General features: G+C 71.7%; 14 protein-coding genes and 1 riboswitch. Of the genes, 3 read left to right on the forward strand and 11 right to left on the reverse strand.

Annotation, left to right across the window (positions count from 1 at the left end):
• Positions 1 to 3: 3 nt before the first annotated feature.
• The gene (locus ACSMXW_RS02410) at positions 4 to 873 is read right to left on the reverse strand and encodes a CPBP family intramembrane glutamic endopeptidase (protein WP_485808572.1); all 870 of its coding nucleotides are present in this window, start codon (positions 871 to 873) and stop codon (positions 4 to 6) included.
• A 283-nt stretch (positions 874 to 1,156) separates the two neighbouring features.
• On the reverse strand, positions 1,157 to 2,668 hold the full coding sequence (locus tag ACSMXW_RS02415) for a glutamate-cysteine ligase family protein (RefSeq protein WP_485803640.1): 1,512 nt from the start codon (positions 2,666 to 2,668) through the stop codon (positions 1,157 to 1,159).
• A gap of 542 nt (positions 2,669 to 3,210) precedes the next feature.
• On the opposite strand from ACSMXW_RS02415, the gene ACSMXW_RS02420 reads away from it, so the two are divergent.
• Together ACSMXW_RS02420 and ACSMXW_RS02425 are read left to right on the forward strand one after the other, a co-directional pair.
• Positions 3,211 to 3,795 carry a hypothetical protein gene (locus ACSMXW_RS02420; protein WP_485808573.1) on the forward strand — a complete coding sequence of 195 codons (585 nt, stop codon included), beginning with the start codon at positions 3,211 to 3,213 and terminating at the stop codon, positions 3,793 to 3,795.
• Positions 3,796 to 4,044: 249 nt separating this feature from the next.
• Positions 4,045 to 4,257: a DUF5999 family protein gene (locus tag ACSMXW_RS02425; protein WP_485808574.1), complete on the forward strand. Its 213-nt coding sequence runs from the start codon at positions 4,045 to 4,047 to the stop codon at positions 4,255 to 4,257.
• Between the two features lie 91 nt (positions 4,258 to 4,348).
• Here the strand turns inward: ACSMXW_RS02425 and gcvP are convergent, their stop codons facing one another.
• Entirely contained in the window at positions 4,349 to 7,255 is a 2,907-nt protein-coding gene (gene gcvP, locus ACSMXW_RS02430; RefSeq protein ID WP_485803641.1) for an aminomethyl-transferring glycine dehydrogenase, read from the reverse strand.
• Positions 7,256 to 7,428: 173 nt separating this feature from the next.
• Positions 7,429 to 7,525, reverse strand: a riboswitch (glycine riboswitch).
• A 113-nt stretch (positions 7,526 to 7,638) separates the two neighbouring features.
• On the opposite strand from gcvP, the gene ACSMXW_RS02435 reads away from it, so the two are divergent.
• Complete coding sequence (locus tag ACSMXW_RS02435; protein WP_485803642.1) at positions 7,639 to 8,010, forward strand: PRC-barrel domain-containing protein; 372 nt, start codon at positions 7,639 to 7,641, stop codon at positions 8,008 to 8,010.
• 332 nt (positions 8,011 to 8,342) lie between these two features.
• Here the strand turns inward: ACSMXW_RS02435 and ACSMXW_RS02440 are convergent, their stop codons facing one another.
• From ACSMXW_RS02440 to ACSMXW_RS02475, 8 genes are all read right to left on the reverse strand, one after another.
• Positions 8,343 to 9,854, reverse strand: a complete 1,512-nt coding sequence (locus ACSMXW_RS02440) for a DNA polymerase IV (RefSeq protein ID WP_485803644.1) — start codon at positions 9,852 to 9,854, stop codon at positions 8,343 to 8,345.
• Positions 9,855 to 10,378: 524 nt separating this feature from the next.
• On the reverse strand, positions 10,379 to 11,011 hold the full coding sequence (locus tag ACSMXW_RS02445) for a MerR family transcriptional regulator (protein WP_485803645.1): 633 nt from the start codon (positions 11,009 to 11,011) through the stop codon (positions 10,379 to 10,381).
• 199 nt (positions 11,012 to 11,210) lie between these two features.
• Positions 11,211 to 11,684, reverse strand: coding sequence for a bifunctional nuclease family protein (locus tag ACSMXW_RS02450; RefSeq protein ID WP_006123076.1), 474 nt, complete (start codon positions 11,682 to 11,684; stop codon positions 11,211 to 11,213).
• Positions 11,685 to 11,769: 85 nt separating this feature from the next.
• Entirely contained in the window at positions 11,770 to 12,543 is a 774-nt protein-coding gene (ftsR, locus tag ACSMXW_RS02455) for a transcriptional regulator FtsR (protein ID WP_485803660.1), read from the reverse strand.
• A gap of 14 nt (positions 12,544 to 12,557) precedes the next feature.
• Entirely contained in the window at positions 12,558 to 13,421 is an 864-nt protein-coding gene (locus ACSMXW_RS02460) for an FHA domain-containing protein (RefSeq protein ID WP_485803662.1), read from the reverse strand.
• Positions 13,422 to 13,572: 151 nt separating this feature from the next.
• Positions 13,573 to 14,595 (reverse strand): DUF881 domain-containing protein, encoded by a 1,023-nt coding sequence (locus tag ACSMXW_RS02465; protein WP_485803663.1) that lies wholly within the window; start codon positions 14,593 to 14,595, stop codon positions 13,573 to 13,575.
• A 5-nt stretch (positions 14,596 to 14,600) separates the two neighbouring features.
• The gene (locus ACSMXW_RS02470) at positions 14,601 to 14,933 is read right to left on the reverse strand and encodes a small basic family protein (RefSeq protein ID WP_485803665.1); all 333 of its coding nucleotides are present in this window, start codon (positions 14,931 to 14,933) and stop codon (positions 14,601 to 14,603) included.
• Positions 14,930 to 15,838 carry a DUF881 domain-containing protein gene (locus tag ACSMXW_RS02475; protein ID WP_485803666.1) on the reverse strand — a complete coding sequence of 303 codons (909 nt, stop codon included), beginning with the start codon at positions 15,836 to 15,838 and terminating at the stop codon, positions 14,930 to 14,932. The genes ACSMXW_RS02470 and ACSMXW_RS02475 overlap by 4 nt, the downstream gene beginning before the upstream one ends.
• Positions 15,839 to 15,957 lie beyond the last annotated feature (119 nt).

Raw genomic sequence — 15,957 nt, forward strand, 5'->3', positions numbered from 1 at the left:
CGTTCACGCCGTCGGCAGCCAGCCCACCTTGCCCGCGAGCAGCGCGTACCCCACGAACGCGCCGATGTCGAGGAGGGAGTGGGCCACCACCAGGGGTCCGACCCGGCCCCAGCGGCGGTAGAGGAAGACGAAGACCGCGCCCATGGCCATGTTTCCGAGGAAACCGCCGACGCCCTGGTAGAGGTGGTACGACCCGCGCAGTACCGAACTGGCCAGCAGCGTGTTCCCCGGCTTCCAGCCCAACTGGCCGAGGCGGCGCAGCAGGTAGCCGACCACGATCACCTCCTCGAGCACCGCGTTCTGCACCGCGGACAGGACGAGGACGGGGTACTTCCACCAGACGCCGGGCAGCGCCTCCGGCACCACCGTCAGGTTGAAGCCGAGGCCGCGGGCGGCCAGGTAGAACGCGATGCCGGTGCTGCCGATCACGGCCGCGATCACCGCGCCGCGCGCCAGGTCGAAACGCGGCCGGCCGCCGTCGAACCCGATCCCCCGCAGTCCGGAGTCCGCGCGCGGCTCGGAGTCCTCCCGCAGCCGGGACCCCCCGTGCAGCGCGGAACCCTCACGTGGCCCGGAACTCCCCCGCAGCACGGCCCTCTCCCGCAGCAGCAGGTGCGCGACCAGGGCGACGGGCACCAGCGCGGTGGCGATGCCGAAGAGCTGCCAGGCGAGGTCCAGCCAGGGACGGCCGGGGGCGGCCGAGGCGTTCAGCGTGGCCGCCTGGTCCTTGAGGCCGCCCGGCTTGGTCACCGAGCCCACAAAGCTGATCAGCGCGGAAACACCGCTGGCACCGAGCGAGAGCCCGAGTACCAGCAGGGTCTCCCGCGAGAGGACGCGGCGCTCCTGCCCCTGCGCGGGCAGCCCCTCGGCCACCGCGTCCGCCTCCGCCTTCGCCCGCACCCTGCCTCCTGGGGAGTGATCCCGTCGCGCGCGTCGGCGCCACGTCCCGTGCGCGTCCGCGCCGAGGACTCCACTCTGCCGGATGCCCGGCCCCACCGGCGCCTTCGGGGGCACGGTACGGGCACGGCCCCGCCCGCGGACGCCCCGCGAGGGGAGGGGCGAGGGACACGCGTCCGACGGCCTGTGGCGGCGTTCGTTCGGCGTTCGTTCGGCGGGCAGGAGGAGCCCGGAGACCCCCGGTGCGGCGGCTGTGCGGCTACGACACCGCGCCCGGGGGCGCCACCGGCCAGGTGTGCACCGGATCGCCCAACTCCATCAGCTCGCAGTAACGGTGAGTGGTGGCCGCGAGGGCCGCCTGCCGTTCCAGTCCGCTCTCCAGGGCCCGGTGGAAGGTGGCGGCCTGCCAGGCGGCACCGTTCTGGCGCCGTCGGCAGCGCTCCTCGATCAGTCCCAGGTACAGGTCCCGGTCGGCCGGCTCCACACCCCAGGCGTCCAGCCCGGCCGCGGCGAGCGGCAGCAGTTCGTCGCGGACGAGGGACACGCCGGGCACCCGGGCCAGACCGCCGTACCGGCCGCGCCGTGGCCATTCGAGCTCGGCGTCGATCCCGTACCGGCAGGCCGCGTCGAAGTTGGCGGCCGCGGCGTGGAACGGCAGCCGGGACCAGATCGGGCGCGGCTCGTCCGCCAGCGCCCTGACCAGGCCGTAGTAGAACGCGGCGTTGGCGACGACGTCGACGACCGTGGGGCCGGCCGGCAACACGCGGTTCTCCACGCGCAGGTGCGGCACGCCGTCGGCGACACCGTAGACCGGGCGGTTCCAGCGGTAGACGGTGCCGTTGTGCAGGACCAGCTCGGCGAGCTTCGGCGCCCCGCCCTCGTCCAGCACGCGCTGGGGGTCCTCGGCGTCGCAGATGGGCAGCAGCGCGGGGAAGTAACGCAGGTTCTCCTCGAAGAGGTCCCGCGCGGAATCGATCCAGCGCTCGCCGAACCAGGTGCGCGGCCGTACGCCCTGGGCGCGCAGCTCGGGGGGCCGGGTGTCGATGGACTGCTGGAACAACGGCGGGCGGGACTCGCGCCAGAGCTCATGCCCGAAGAGGAACGGCGAGTTGGCCCCGACCACGATCTGCGCGGCCGCAACCGCCTGCGCGGCGTTCCACACTCCCGCGAACCGCCCCGGGGTCACCTGAAGGTGCAATTGCACAGATGTGCACGCCGCCTCGGGGGCGATGGAGGCCGAGGTGCACCGCAGTCGCTCCACACCCTCGATGTCGAGGGTGAAATCCTCGCCCCGCGCGGCCACGATCTGGTCGTTCAGCAGCGCATAGCGGTCGACGTCCGACAGGTTCGCGGAGACCAGGTCCTGGCGGGCCAGGGTGGGCAGAATGCCGATCATCACGATGCCGGCGTCGACTTCCTTCGCTTTTCGGTGAGCGTAGCCGAGCCCGGTGCGGAGTTCTTCGGCGAGGCGGTCGAGAACGCGGTCGCCCAAACGGCGTGGAGCGATGTTCACTTCGAGATTGAACATGGCGAGCTCGGTCTGGAAATCACGGCTTGCGATGCGCTCGAGTACCTGCGCATTCATCATCCTCGGCATGCCGTCGGGCCCCGCGAGATTCAGCTCGATCTCCAGTCCCATGAGGTTCCTGGGACGGTCGAAGCGCTGCTCCTCCAGCAGTCGCGCCAGCACCGACAGGCACTGCCTGAGCTTCTCCCGGTACTCCTGCCGATCGGACAGGTCGATTGCGCCTGCCACGACCTTCTCCCCCATCGAAGTGTCCCTCCTCGAATGGGCGGCCCACGGCCCGGCTGATGTGTCACGGTGGATGATGCCCTGGCGGTGTGATCGAAAACGCCTCCTCGGGCGGCCCTCGGGACGGGTACGGTCGATGTTAGTCGGCCATCGGCACATTCACGAGGCATGAGCAATGCGTACACGCCTGATCACGGCACGGCATGCACGATGAAGGACTCTACGTCCGGATTCCCTCGGATTCGGCGAGGCCTCCGTCGATAAACGCAGACGAGAATCGGCCGTCTGTTCAAAGTGAAGATTTCGAGGTCACGGCCGTGATGCCACGCAAAATGCGGATGAATACCACATCATGGTGACCGGAAAGCGCCTTGCTCGCAATATCGGGGACAGCTAGGCGAAACTTCGTGGGAACACGTGTCGTATAAACTTCGCGGACGGGGCAGAGAGTTGGTACCGGTGGGTGAGTCCCACGCCAATCCCGCCACCGTGATCCGACCGCCGACAGCGCCGTCCGCACGTGCCCCGCTTCACCCTGCCTGTCGAATGAGAGGCGACCCATCATGCTGCACGTCCCCCCTGCTCCCGCGCCGGCCCAGCGCAGCGTCCTCATGGCACTGAACTCCCCCACAGCCGTCCGTGAGGCACCCACCCCGGCGCTCCGCGCCGCCCAGCAGCCCATCACCGCCGAGTCCCCGCTGCCCGTCCACGTCCTGGACCGGATCACGCCCTCCGGACACGCGCCCACCCGCCTCACCGCGTGGCGCTTCCTGCTCCGCAGCGGGGGCCATGCGGTGGCCGCCGCCGACACCATGCTCACGCCGGACGGCTGGGCGTTCTCCCACTTCTTCGAGGGGCCGTACGTCACGGCCACCGAGCAGGCTCTGCGCCAGGCCGAGAGCCTGCCGTCCGCATACCAGCCGCGCGTGCTCTCCGTGCCCGAGTTGTACATGCTCACGCTCTGGCTGCACGGCGACTGCGCGGCGGACGCCACCACCGGACACCCCGCCCCCTCCGATGTGCTGGTGCCGCTGGCCCCCGCGCCGCCCGGCATCGCCCCGCACCGTCCGTACCGCTTCGCCGAGCTGCTCCCCGTGCTCACCCAGCGGCTCACCCCGACACCCCTGCTGAGCTCGCCCGCCTGACCCGCCGCCGCCCCACCGCCGCCCGACCGGGCCGTGCCGCCGCCCGGCCCGCGCCCCACCACCCGCCCGCGCCCGCGATCGGGCCGAACCAACCGCCCGTGTGACGCGTCCTCAACGAGTGAGGAGAGCTGCCGCGCATTCCCTGCGGACCGCCGCCCGCAGGGCGAAAGCGGCGACAGGACCGATCCGATACGGGGGGCGGCAATGACCGCATCGAGCCACAGGACAGCGACCACATCGCAGCGCGAGCTGCCGACCACCTGCCCGCACCGGCCACCGTGCCCGTCGGCGGACTCCGCAGACCGGGAGGCCGCCCACCCGGTGGCGCACCACCCGGAGCAGGGGTGGAGCCTGCTGTGCAACGGTGTCCTGCTCTTCGAGGACACCGGCGAGCTGCTGCCGGACGGCCGGGTCATCGCGCCGCGCCGGCCGCTCGGCACGGCACGGGTGGTGACGGCCTAGCGGCGACCGGCACGGGGTCCCGCGCGGCGCGGGCCCGGGCGCCGATGGGGCCGGCCCGACTGACCGGGCCGGCCCCTTTGCGTGTCGGTGCTCAGTCCTCGTAGGCGTCCGGCGGCGGGCAGGCGCAGACCAGGTTACGGTCGCCGTAGGCCTGGTCGATGCGGCGCACCGGCGGCCAGTACTTGTCCGCGGCGGTCACCCCCGCCGGGAAGACGGCTTCCTGGCGTGTGTACGGATGCTGCCACTCGGCGCCGAGGGACTCAGCGGTGTGCGGGGCGTTCCGCAGCGGGTTGTCGTCCGCGGGCCAGGCGCCCGCGGCCACCTGGTCGATCTCCGCGCGGATGGCGATCATCGCGTCGCAGAACCGGTCGAGCTCGGCGAGGTCCTCGCTCTCGGTGGGCTCGATCATCAGGGTGCCCGCCACCGGGAACGACATCGTGGGCGCGTGGAAGCCGTAGTCAATGAGGCGCTTGGCGACGTCGTCCACGGAGATGCCGGTGGCCTTGGTCAGCGGGCGCAGGTCGATGATGCACTCATGGGCGACCAGGCCGCCGGGGCCGGTGTAGAGCACCGGGAAGTGGGGCTCTAGGCGGCGGGCGATGTAGTTGGCGCTGAGCACCGCCACCTGAGTGGCGCGCTTGAGCCCCTCGCCGCCCATCAGGCGCACGAACGCCCACGAGATCGGCAGGATGCCCGCGGAGCCCCAGGGCGCGGCCGCGACCGGGCCGACACCGGTCTCGGGCCCCGCGGCGGGCTGCAGCGGGTGGTTGGGCAGATACGGGGCGAGGTGCTCGCGCACCGCGACGGGGCCGACGCCGGGCCCGCCGCCGCCGTGCGGGATGCAGAAGGTCTTGTGCAGGTTGAGGTGCGAGACGTCGCCGCCGAAGCGGCCCGGCCGGGCGAGGCCCATCAGGGCGTTGAGGTTGGCACCGTCGACGTACACCTGACCGCCGGCGTCGTGCACGGCCGCGCAGATGTCGGCGACGTGCTCCTCGAACACGCCGTGCGTCGACGGGTAGGTGATCATCAGCACGGCGAGCTGGTCGCGGTGCCGCTCGATCTTCGCGCGCAGGTCGGCGATGTCGATCTCGCCGTCGTCCGAGGTCTTGACCACCACGACCCGCATCCCGGCCAGCACTGCGCTCGCGGCGTTGGTGCCGTGCGCCGAGGACGGGATCAGGCAGACGGTGCGCTGCTCGTCGCCACGGGCCCGGTGGTACCCGCGCACCGCGAGCAGCCCGGCGAACTCACCCTGTGAGCCGGCGTTGGGCTGGAGGGAGACCTTGTCGTAGCCGGTGATCCTGGCGAGCTGGTCCTCCAGCTCCTGGATGAGGCTGAGGTAGCCCTGCGCCTGCTCGGCGGGGGCGAAGGGGTGCAGGGCGCCGAAGCCCGGCCAGGTGATGGGCTCCATCTCCGTGGTGGCGTTGAGCTTCATGGTGCAGGAGCCGAGCGGGATCATGCCCCGGTCGAGGGCGTAGTCGCGGTCGGCGAGCCTGCGCAGGTACCGCAGCATGGCGGTCTCGGAGCGGTACTGGTGGAAGACCGGGTGGGTCAGGTACGTGTCAGTGCGCAGCAGCGCCTCGGGGAGCGCGTCGCCGTCGGTGCCGTCCGCGGCGGTGAGCGCCGCGTCCAGTGCGTCGATGTCGGCGGTCACACCGAAGGCGGTCCACACCGTGCCGAGGTGGGCACGGGTGGTGGTCTCGTCGCAGGCGATGCCGACGTGGTCGGCGTCGGTGAGGCGGAGGTTCACACCGTCCTGCCGGGCCGCCCGCACCACGGCGGCGGCCCGGCCCGGCACCCGTGCGGTGATGGTGTCGAAGAAGACGTCGTGCACCACCTCGACGCCGCCGCGCCGCAGGCCCTCGGCGAGCAGCGTGGCGTACCGGTGGGTGCGCCGGGCGATGGCGCGCAGGCCGTCGGGGCCGTGGTGGACGGCGTACATCGCCGCCATCACGGCGAGCAGGACCTGCGCGGTGCAGATGTTGCTGGTGGCCTTCTCGCGGCGGATGTGCTGCTCGCGGGTCTGCAGCGCCAAGCGGTAGGCCTGGTGGCCGTCGGCGTCGACGGAGACACCCACCAGCCGGCCGGGGAGGTTGCGGGCGTACTCCTCGCGCACGGCGAGGTAGCCGGCGTGCGGCCCGCCGAAGCCCATGGGCACACCGAAGCGCTGTGTGGTGCCGACCGCGATGTCCGCGCCCAGCTCACCGGGCGAGCGCAGCAGGGTGAGGGCGAGCAGGTCGGCGGCGACGGTGACGATGGCGCCCAGCTCGTGGGCCTGCTCGACGACGGGGCGGATGTCGCGCACGGCACCCGAGGCGCCCGGGTACTGCACCAGCACGCCGACCACGCCGCGCTCGGCCGCCTCCGCGGGGATTCCGGCGGCGAGGTCGGCGACGACGACCTCGACCCCCGCGGGTTCCGCGCGGGTCCGGATCACGCCGATGGTCTGCGGGAGGGCGTCGGCGTCCACCACGAAGACACCGTCCTTGACCTTGCCGACCCGCCTGGACAGCGCCATCGCCTCGGCGGCGGCGGTGCCCTCGTCGAGCAGGGAGGCGCCGGCCGTACGCAGGCCGGTCAGGTCGGACACCACCGTCTGGAAGTTGAGCAGCGCCTCGAGGCGGCCCTGCGAGATCTCCGGCTGGTAGGGCGTGTACGCGGTGTACCAGGCCGGGTTCTCCAGGACGTTGCGGAGGATCACCGGGGGCGTGAACGTGCCGTAGTAGCCGAGTCCGATCATGGAGTCGAGCACGTCATTGCGCTGGGCGAGGGCGTGCAGTTCGTCCAGGACCTCGGCCTCGGTGCGGGCGGCGGGCAACTGGAGGCCCTCGGTGTCCTTGATCACGTCGGGGACGGCGGCGTCCGTCAGCTCGTCCAGGGAGCCGTAACCGACCTGCGCGAGCATCTTGGCCAGCGCCTCTGCGTCGGGTCCGATATGGCGCCGGGCGAAGGGGATGCCCTCTTCGAGCCGGGCGAGCGGGGTACGGTTGAGGGACATGGCGGAGGCCTCCTGGTCTGCTACGACCTGCGAGGGACACCACGGCGGGTGCCCGAATCGGCCTCCCCCTCTGTCATCTCGACCTGAGAGCTTCACCGGTGCGCCATCGGCGCCCGGCTTTCACCGTCGGTGAGAACGGAGGCCTGGGCTCCCGCTCTGCTTTCCAGAGTGACCTCGTCCGTGCGGTACGTGGGCCTGAGAGTTTCCGGGGAGGATTTGCTCCTTCGGCGCCCCACGGCCTGAGCCGGGGAGCTCTCCCGCACGGGTTCAGCAGCCACGGCCAGCCTACCAGCGGGGGCCGCGGCAGAACGTTCGAGTGGCCGACGTCCGGAATGTGCTTTTTCGTAGTGCCTACGGATGATGTGGAAACCACTGGAGGGATCGTGCAGAGCGACATCGATCCGCGCCACCTGATCGGCCGCAAGGCGTTCGACCGCAACGGCACGAAGATCGGCACGGTCGACGAGGTGTACCTCGACGACGCGACCGGCGTCCCCGAGTGGGCCGCCATACGGACCGGCTTCTTCAGCCGGGACGCCTTCGTACCCCTGGAGCCGAGCCGCCTGGAGGAGGGCACGCTCCGTGTGCCGTTCGACCGGGCACTGATCAAGGACGCGCCGGACTTCGGCGTGGGCCGCCATCTCTCGCCCGCCCAGGAGTTGCAGCTGTACCACCACTACGGCCTCGACACGGCGGCACCGCCGCCTCCCGAGGACCGTGACTTCGGGCGGTTGGCGGGGCAGGACGAGGGGTGAGGAGTGAGCACATGTGGGCCGCACCCCGCGGCCCACACCCGGGCGGCGCACGGCGGGGGCCCTCCGAGGCCGAGCGCCGGCACGGGGCCACGGAAACACCTCACGGTGTGCACGGCAATGCGGCACCGGGGTGCTGGCGGCCCGCGCCCCGGACTCGGGCGCGCGCCGACGCCCCGCAAGCGGGGCGCGGGAAACCGCGCGACCTGCCCCCTACCGGGCCGGTGGCCCGAAGACGACGGAAACGCCCCCTTGCGACGGTGGCGACCTGACGGTGCTGTGGTGGCCGGTCGCGCGGTTCGCCGCGCCCCGGCCGGCGGCCACGCACACGGTGTTCACGGCGGTGCGGCACCGCCGTCCGGAGCTTCGGCGCTCGGTCTTCGTTCGGGGTCGGGGTCCCGGCTCACGGGCCCGGTGCCGTCGTTCGCCGGTCCGGAGCCGCCCTCCTCCAGGCCGGGGCCGTCCTCCTGTCCCTGCCCCGGTGGTGTGCCCATGTGCCCCGGTGGTGTGCCCGTGATCGCCTCCGGTACCAGGGGCAGGGGGTCGGAGAGGGTGAGGTCCGGGTCGTCGGTGCGGAAGGTGCGGACGCGGCCGGGCGGGGATCCTGGGGTCTCGAACCGGACGGTCACCCTGCCGAGGCCGCTGCCCTGGATCCAGCCCGGCCCGTATGCGGCATGGTGCACATCGTGGCCCGCCGGCCAGCGCCGCCCGGCCGGAACGGGCGTTTCCTCCTGCTCCTGCTCGGCCACGGGCTCGGGCTCTGCGGTCCGCACCTCCGCGGCCTGCGCGAACAGGTCCTCCTGCGTGAAGTCCGCGAGCCCGCTGACACCGACGCCCAGCAGCCGCACTCCCCCGGTGGTGTCCACGGCCTCCAGCAGGCGGGCGGCGGCCTCCCGCACCACGCCCCGGTCGTCCGTGGGGCCGCGCAGGGTCTCCGATCTCGTCAGCGTGGAGAAGTCGTAGCGCCGCACCTTCAGCACGACGGTGCGGCCGGAGCGGCCCGCGGCGCGCAGCCGCTGCACACAGCGGTCGGCGAGCCGCTGCACCTCGGTGCGCACCCGTACCCGGTCGTGGATGTCGACGTCGTAGGTGTCCTCCACGGAGACGGACTTCGTGTCGCGCTCCGCCACCACGGGGCGCTCGTCCCGGGCCAGCGCCATGGCGTACAGCGCGCTGCCGTGCGCCTTGCCGACCAGCCTGACCAGCTCGTCCTCGCCCGCTTCCGCGATCTCCCCGACCGTGGTGATGCCGGCGCGGCGCAGGTGGTCGCCGGTGGCGGGGCCGACGCCCGGCAGGGTGCGGACGGGCATGGGGGCGAGCAGTTCGCGCTCGGTGCCCGGTTCTATGAGGACCAGGCCGTCGGGCTTGGCCTCCTCGGAGGCGATCTTCGCCAGCATCTTGGACGCCGCGAGGCCCACGGAGCCGGTGAGGCCGGTGAGCGCCCGGATGTCGGCGCGCAGCCGCTGCCCCACGGCGCGCGCCGAGGGGCCGTCCCAGGCGGCGCCCGCGGCCTCCAGGTCCACGAAGGCCTCGTCGAGGCTCAGTGGCTCCACGAGCGGCGACAGCTGCCGCAGCAGGCCCATCACCTGCTCGCTGATGTCGCGGTAGAGGGCGAAGCGCGGGACCAGGTAGGCCGCGTGGGGGGCGAGCCTGCGCGCCTGCCCCATCGGCATGGCCGAGTGCACACCGAAGCGGCGCGCCTCGTAGGAGGCGGTGGCGACGACCCCACGGGGCCCGAGACCGCCCACCACCACCGCTTTGCCGCGCAGGCTGGGCTTCGCCGCCTGCTCGGCCGAGGCGTAGAAGGCGTCCATGTCGAGATGCATGACGGTGGGCTCGCGTCTCACACTCCCGATGCTGCCCTACACCACTGACATCGCGAGGTGAACGACGCCTTCCGGGTCCCGGGCGCCGGGTCCCCGGGTCCCGGGCGGCGGGCGGCGTGACCGGTGTGCGCGACGCCCTGACGCGGCAGGGCCCGGCGCGCGCGACAGCTCGGCAAGCGGTGTCCTCGGCTGCGGTGTGCCCCGGGTGCGGCGTGACCGGGGTGCGACGTGTCCGGGGCGCGCCATCGCCTGGCGTGCGGTGTACCCGGTGTGCGACGTGCCCGGTGTGCGTGACGGCCCGGCGTCCGAGGTACCGGACGGGGCGGTTCACCCGGTGCGCCGGACCGCGGGATTTCTGTACCGGTGTCAACGGGTGCCGGCCGGTGTCAGCGGATGGCGGTGTCAACGGGCGCACCCGCCGCCACGCCCCTTGCACGGCCGCGGCACACCACTCCGGCGCGCGTGAGAGCACCGGGACTCCGCCCCGGAGGCACCCCGGACCCGGGAGCACCGGGATCCCGGAAGCGCCCTTGGCCGTGGCCCCTTCACACCGCCCGATTGCGCCGCCTGCTGGCCAGCTCGTCCTCGGGGTGGTGGCCGATCAGGGTCTCGCCGGTGTCGACGCGCTCGCCGTGCAGCCGGGAGAGTGCGCTCTCCACGTCGCGCCAGACCACACCGACGGCGATACCGAAGACACCCTGCCCGCCCTGGAGCAGGGCGTGCACCTCGTCGGGTGAGGTGCACTCGTAGACCGTGGCGCCATCGCTCATCAGCGTCATGCGCTCAAGGTCGGTGAAGCCGCGTTCACGCAGATGGCGGACCGCGGCCCGGATGTTCTGGAGGGAGACCCCGGTGTCCAGGAAGCGCTTGACGATCTTCAGGGCGACGATGTCGCGGAAGCTGTAGAGCCGCTGGGTGCCGGATCCATACGCGGGGCGCACGCTCGGCTCGACGAGGCCGGTGCGCGCCCAGTAGTCCAGCTGGCGGTAGGTGATGCCCGCAGCCGCACATGCCGCCGGGCCCCGGTAGCCGATCTCCTCCGGTGCCGCGCTGCCGCCGTCTATCGCCTTCGGAAGGCCTGGATGGTGGCCGGCCCCGCTCCCACGCAACGAGAACGGAACGCTCTCCACCGGACTGCGCCCGGGACCCCCAGCCGTGCCGTCGCCGCTGCTTCTCACGCCGACCTCCGTCCTTGACCTGCTCTGACGACGGTAGGCAGTCACTAGGGGTGCGTCAACGATCGCCACACTCGGCACGCCGAGTGATAATCACCCTACGAGTGGTTTACCGTACTCCGCCACGGGGAAAGGCTGGCCGAATGCGCCCGGCGAAGATCCCCGCCGAAGATCCCCGGAGTCGGTCACCGGGCGCCATCGGTCACTGGCTGTTGGTGCCGAAGTCCTCGGGCGAGATCTGGTCGAGGAACTCGCGGAACTTCTCCACCTCGTCCTCCTGCTCGTCCGGAATGGCGATGCCGGCGTCGTCCAGCACGCCGTCGCTCCCGTAGATGGGCGTACCGGTGCGCAGCGCCAGCGCTATGGCGTCCGACGGGCGCGCACTGACCTCCACGCCGCTGGCGAACACCAGCTCCGCATAGAAGACGCCCTCACGCAGGTCGGTGATGCGCACTTCCGTGAGCTCCTGGCCGACGGCCTCAAGGACGTCCTTGAAAAGGTCGTGTGTCAGCGGTCTGGCCGGAGCCATGCCCTGCTGGGCGAAGGCGATGGCCGTCGCCTCGCCCGGGCCGATCCAAATAGGGAGGTACCGGTCGCCTCCCACCTCACGCAGGAGCACGATCGGCTGGTTGGAGGGCATCTCCACCCGGACACCTACGACGTCGAGCTCATTCACACAGCAACCCTAGGCCGTGCCTGCCACCTTTGGGTAGTCGGGCACCCGACGCACACCAGATGATTCGGGGCACAGCCCCCGTCATTCAGGGCAGACGGACACCGAGGGCGCTCTGCACAAGCGCGGCGTGCAGCCGCACGGCGAGGCCGGCGAGTTCCTTGGTGCGGGCCTCGGCGTGGGCTCTGGTCTGCGGATTCCGATGGCGGCGCAACGGCGCCACGACCTGGTCGACGAGGCCGGCGGCCCGGTCCGCGGAGGCCTTTATGGCCCTGAGGTGCCTGGGCTCGATTCCGAACTGGCCCAGCTCACCCACCAGAGCGGCCACGGTCACCGCCCCCGCCTCGTAGTCGCCCTCCGGCAGGGGGGCGAGCAGCCCGTAGGACTCCCACTCGTCGAGGTCGCGCTCCTCGATCCCGGCGGCGGCCAGCAGCTCGGCACGGCCGACACGGGCCGCCGTCGGCGCCTCAGCGCCCTCGTGGAGGTCGTACAGGGCGAACAGCCCGGAGAGGGTCCGGCCGCCCTCCTGGTCGCCGTGGCGCGCCCCTGAAGGGGCGGGGAGGGGTTCGCCGCGTTCCAGGGCGTCCAGGTGGGCCCTGATCACCTTGAGTGGCAGGTAGTGGTCACGCTGCATTCTCAGCACATGGCCGAGACGCTCGACGTCCGCGCTGCTGAACTTCCGGTAGCCCGAGGGCGTGCGCTGGGGGTCGATAAGCCCCTCAGACTCCAGGAAACGGATCTTGGAGATGGTGACCTCCGGGAACTCCTCCCGCAGCACCTTCAGCACGGCCCCGATGCTCATCGGCCTGTCGTCCGCGGCGGCGGCACCGTCGCCGGTGCCGCCGCTCGGTGATTGCAGCATGGACCTTCCTACGGTCAGACGCCGCGCTGGCTCGCGTAGAAGACCAGGCGGTACTTACCGATCTGCACCTCGTCGCCGTTCGAGAGCGGGGCCGACTCGATCCGCTCGCGGTTGACATAGGTGCCGTTCAGCGAGCCCACGTCCGCGACGGTGAAGACACCGTCGGCGCCACGGCGGAACTCGACGTGCCGGCGCGAGACCGTCACGTCGTCGAGGAAGATGTCACTCTGCGGGTGCCGGCCGGCCGTGGTCAGGTCGCCGTCCAGCAGGAAGCGGCTGCCCGAGTTCGGACCACGGCGCACGATCAGCAGTGCCGACCCGAGGGGCAGCGCGTCCACGGCGGCCTGGGCCTCCGAGGAGAGCGCGGGGGACGGCGTCTGGCCGGTGACCTCCGCCTCGTAGGCCTCGAGGCCGGAGATGGAGATCGTGGAGGTGGTCTCGGACGGGCGCTCGCTCGCGCCGCTCCTCAACGGCGCCCCGCAGTTGGAGCAGAATCGGCTGGCCTGTGCATTGCGGTTTCCGCACCTCGTACACACCAAGGACATCGAGGGGTCCTCCCGCCGTGGCTGCCCCGCGCCGGGCGGGAACCCTCCACCCGTACTTGAGGCTGACGATTCCCCGAAACCTATGCGGCCCGATGCGGCGGGGTCAACAGAACCGGCACCCTGCTCGCCCGAAATGTCACCACCTGGAGCAGCGAGCTGGTCCCGGAACAGCGGACGCTCGGTCTCCTCTCTCCCCACCTCCGCTGAGCGCGCACGGCGCCGGGAGGCGCCACTGCCACTGCCCTCTCGTGCGGTCTTGCCGAACAACTTCGCAAACAACTTCACGGGCGATTCCCCTTGACCGATACAGACCCGCCCGTGGGGCAGGACCAACCCTCACTGCACACACCGGCGTACGTCGGCGCTACAGACACCCTCACAACGTCCGTATGCACCAGACAGTTTCCACCACACTTCACTTCTTCGGTGCGCCGACCCCCCGCATCCTCCTGCCCCTGGCCGGCACCCTCCATGCACCGCGCTCTCACCGGGAGGACGACTGAGCGTAGTCAGGACGCTTCGCCGGTCGCAAGGCGTCAACGACAACCGTCCCGGCCCGCCGCACCGCCACCGCGGCCTGCTCTTTCTCCAGTGTCTGCACCACTCCACCAGGGATGTTGAGCGCCGGCTCCAGATCCTCCGGTTTGCCGATCACCTTGAAACGATACGGTTTTCCGATCGTGCGACCGTCCACACTGATACCCCCGTGGTCCAGGTCTGTGACATAGCTGTTGACCACGATCCGCACGTCGTTGACCTGGATGGCCTCGGCTCCCGCCGCGCGCAGCTCCTGGATCGTGTCCAGCAGCATGTCCGCCTTCACCGTCCCCTTGGTGTCGTCGATGGTCAGGGTGATCCCGGGGCCCTGCGCGGCCACGGTGCCCGCCAGAATGCCGAGTTGGCGTTCCTTCTCGGCGGTCTGCTTGCGGGCCTCCTCGGCCTGGTCCGAGCTGTTCTCCAGCTCGGTGCGCTGGTCCTGCAGGCTCTGCTTCTCATCTTGTAGACGTTGTGTGCGGTCGCCGAGTTCATCGAGAATGCGGACGAGATCTTCCTGGCGTGCCCCGCGCAGTGCGCTGTTGTCGCTGGTGGACGCCACCTGGATGGCGAGCCCGAAGCCGAGCCCGCACAGCAGCACGGCTACGGTGAGTTGTGCCCGGCTCACCCGCGGCGGCCACAGTGACTTCGCCAGCCGCTGGCGGCCCGTCAGCGCCGGCTCCCGCCGCTCCTCGTCGGCTCCCCTGCCGGGCCCGGCTTCGGGGCCCGCGGGCGCCGCCGGCCGCCGGCCCTGTCCGGCCCGTTCGGCGCCGCCGGGGCCGGGCACGGTCGGTGCCCGGCCGCTCTGCTCCCGGTCACCGTCCTGCGCGGGGCCGCGCTCCCCGGACGGCTCGCGCGCTCCCGTTGCGGCCCGGTCACCCGTGGCGGGGGCGGGCACCTCGGCCGGCAGCTCCTTGCGCAGGTCCGGCAGGTCCTTGCCCTGGCGGCGTCCTGGCGTCGGCTCTCCACTCATCGGCCTCACGCCCGGAACACGTGCCGGCGGATGGCGGCCGCGTTGGAGAAGATCCGGATACCGAGGACCACGACCACACCGGTGGACAGCTGTGCGCCCACACCGAGCTTGTCGCCCAGGAACACGATCAGCGCCGCGACGACGACGTTCGACAGGAACGACACCACGAACACCTTGTCGTCGAAGATCCCGTCGAGCATCGCCCGCACCCCGCCGAACACGGCGTCCAGCGCCGCCACCACCGCGATGGGAAGATACGGCTCGACCACTGCGGGAACCTCGGGCCTGACCAAAAGTCCCACCACGACTCCCACCACGAGGCCCAGTACGGCGATCACGATGTGCCCTTCTCCGTTCTCGGTGATCCTGGCTTGGCTGTTCGTACGATGACGCTGGGTGCCGCCGGCAGCCGGAGGTCGTCCTGGACGGAGATGGCGGTCCGGATGCCGAAGTTGTCCTGCAGCGCGTGCAGGTACTGGCCGTCCCCGCTGTTCTGGAAGCGGGTGCTCAGGTTCTGCCCGTCCCCCACGGCGAGCACGGTGTACGGCGGCACCAGCGGTCGGTTGTCGACGAGTATGGCGTCACCTGCGGCGCGGATCGCGGACAGGGCCGTCAGCCGCTGGCCGTTGATCGAGACCGCCTCGGCTCCGGACTCCCACAGGCCGTTGACGACCCGCTGCATGTCCCGGTCGCGGACCCGGCCCGTGTCGGAGAACCCTGCGCTCTCCCGCTGGCCGTCGCTGCCCTGCTCCGCCGACTTCGCGTCGTCGACGACGAGCTTCACCCCCGGGCCGTGCGCCGGGGTGGCTCCCGACAACAGCTCCACCAGGTTCCCCTGGGGGCTGCCGTCCTTCTGCAGTGCCTCGCGCTGGCGCGCGCTCACCTGGCCGCGGAGGGTGTCGACCTGCGACTCCAGCTTGTCGGCCGCCTTGGTCTCCGCGTCGATCCGGTCGATGAGCTCCTCGCGCTCCTTGGCGACGACCGGCGCCGCCGCCCGCGTCTGTGCGGCTCCGACGGTCACCACGGCCGCCGCGAGCACCAGGCCCGCGGCGAGCCCGAGCCGGCCGCGCAGGGCACGTGGCAGGCGGGGTTCCGCCTGGGACCTGCGGCGCGCAGCCGCCTCCGCGTAACCCTCGTCGAGGGCATGGTCCATGACGTTGGTGAGCAGCGACATGGACGCGTCCGGACGGGCAGGGTACGACGACGTACTCCGAACGGGGGGCTGCTGCGGCATGCCGCACATCGTCGCACGTCGTGGCAGCTTCCTCCGAATGGCCCCACCGAACGCGCCGGGCGGCCCGCGAAGAGCCGCCCGGCGCATGGTTGCCCGTGCCCGGCGCGCGCCGTGTGCCGGTACCCGGC

The organism is Streptomyces sp. DSM 116793 (assembly GCF_057320905.1).

Coding starts and splice junctions, on each gene's coding strand:
- gcvP (WP_485803641.1), bottom strand. CDS start 7,255: ATGTCCCTCAACCGTACCCCGCTCGCCCGGCTCGAAGAGGGCATCCCC.
- ftsR (WP_485803660.1), bottom strand. CDS start 12,543: ATGCTGCAATCACCGAGCGGCGGCACCGGCGACGGTGCCGCCGCCGCG.
- ACSMXW_RS02465 (WP_485803663.1), bottom strand. CDS start 14,595: ATGAGTGGAGAGCCGACGCCAGGACGCCGCCAGGGCAAGGACCTGCCG.
- ACSMXW_RS02475 (WP_485803666.1), bottom strand. CDS start 15,838: ATGTGCGGCATGCCGCAGCAGCCCCCCGTTCGGAGTACGTCGTCGTAC.
- ACSMXW_RS02415 (WP_485803640.1), bottom strand. CDS start 2,668: ATGGGGGAGAAGGTCGTGGCAGGCGCAATCGACCTGTCCGATCGGCAG.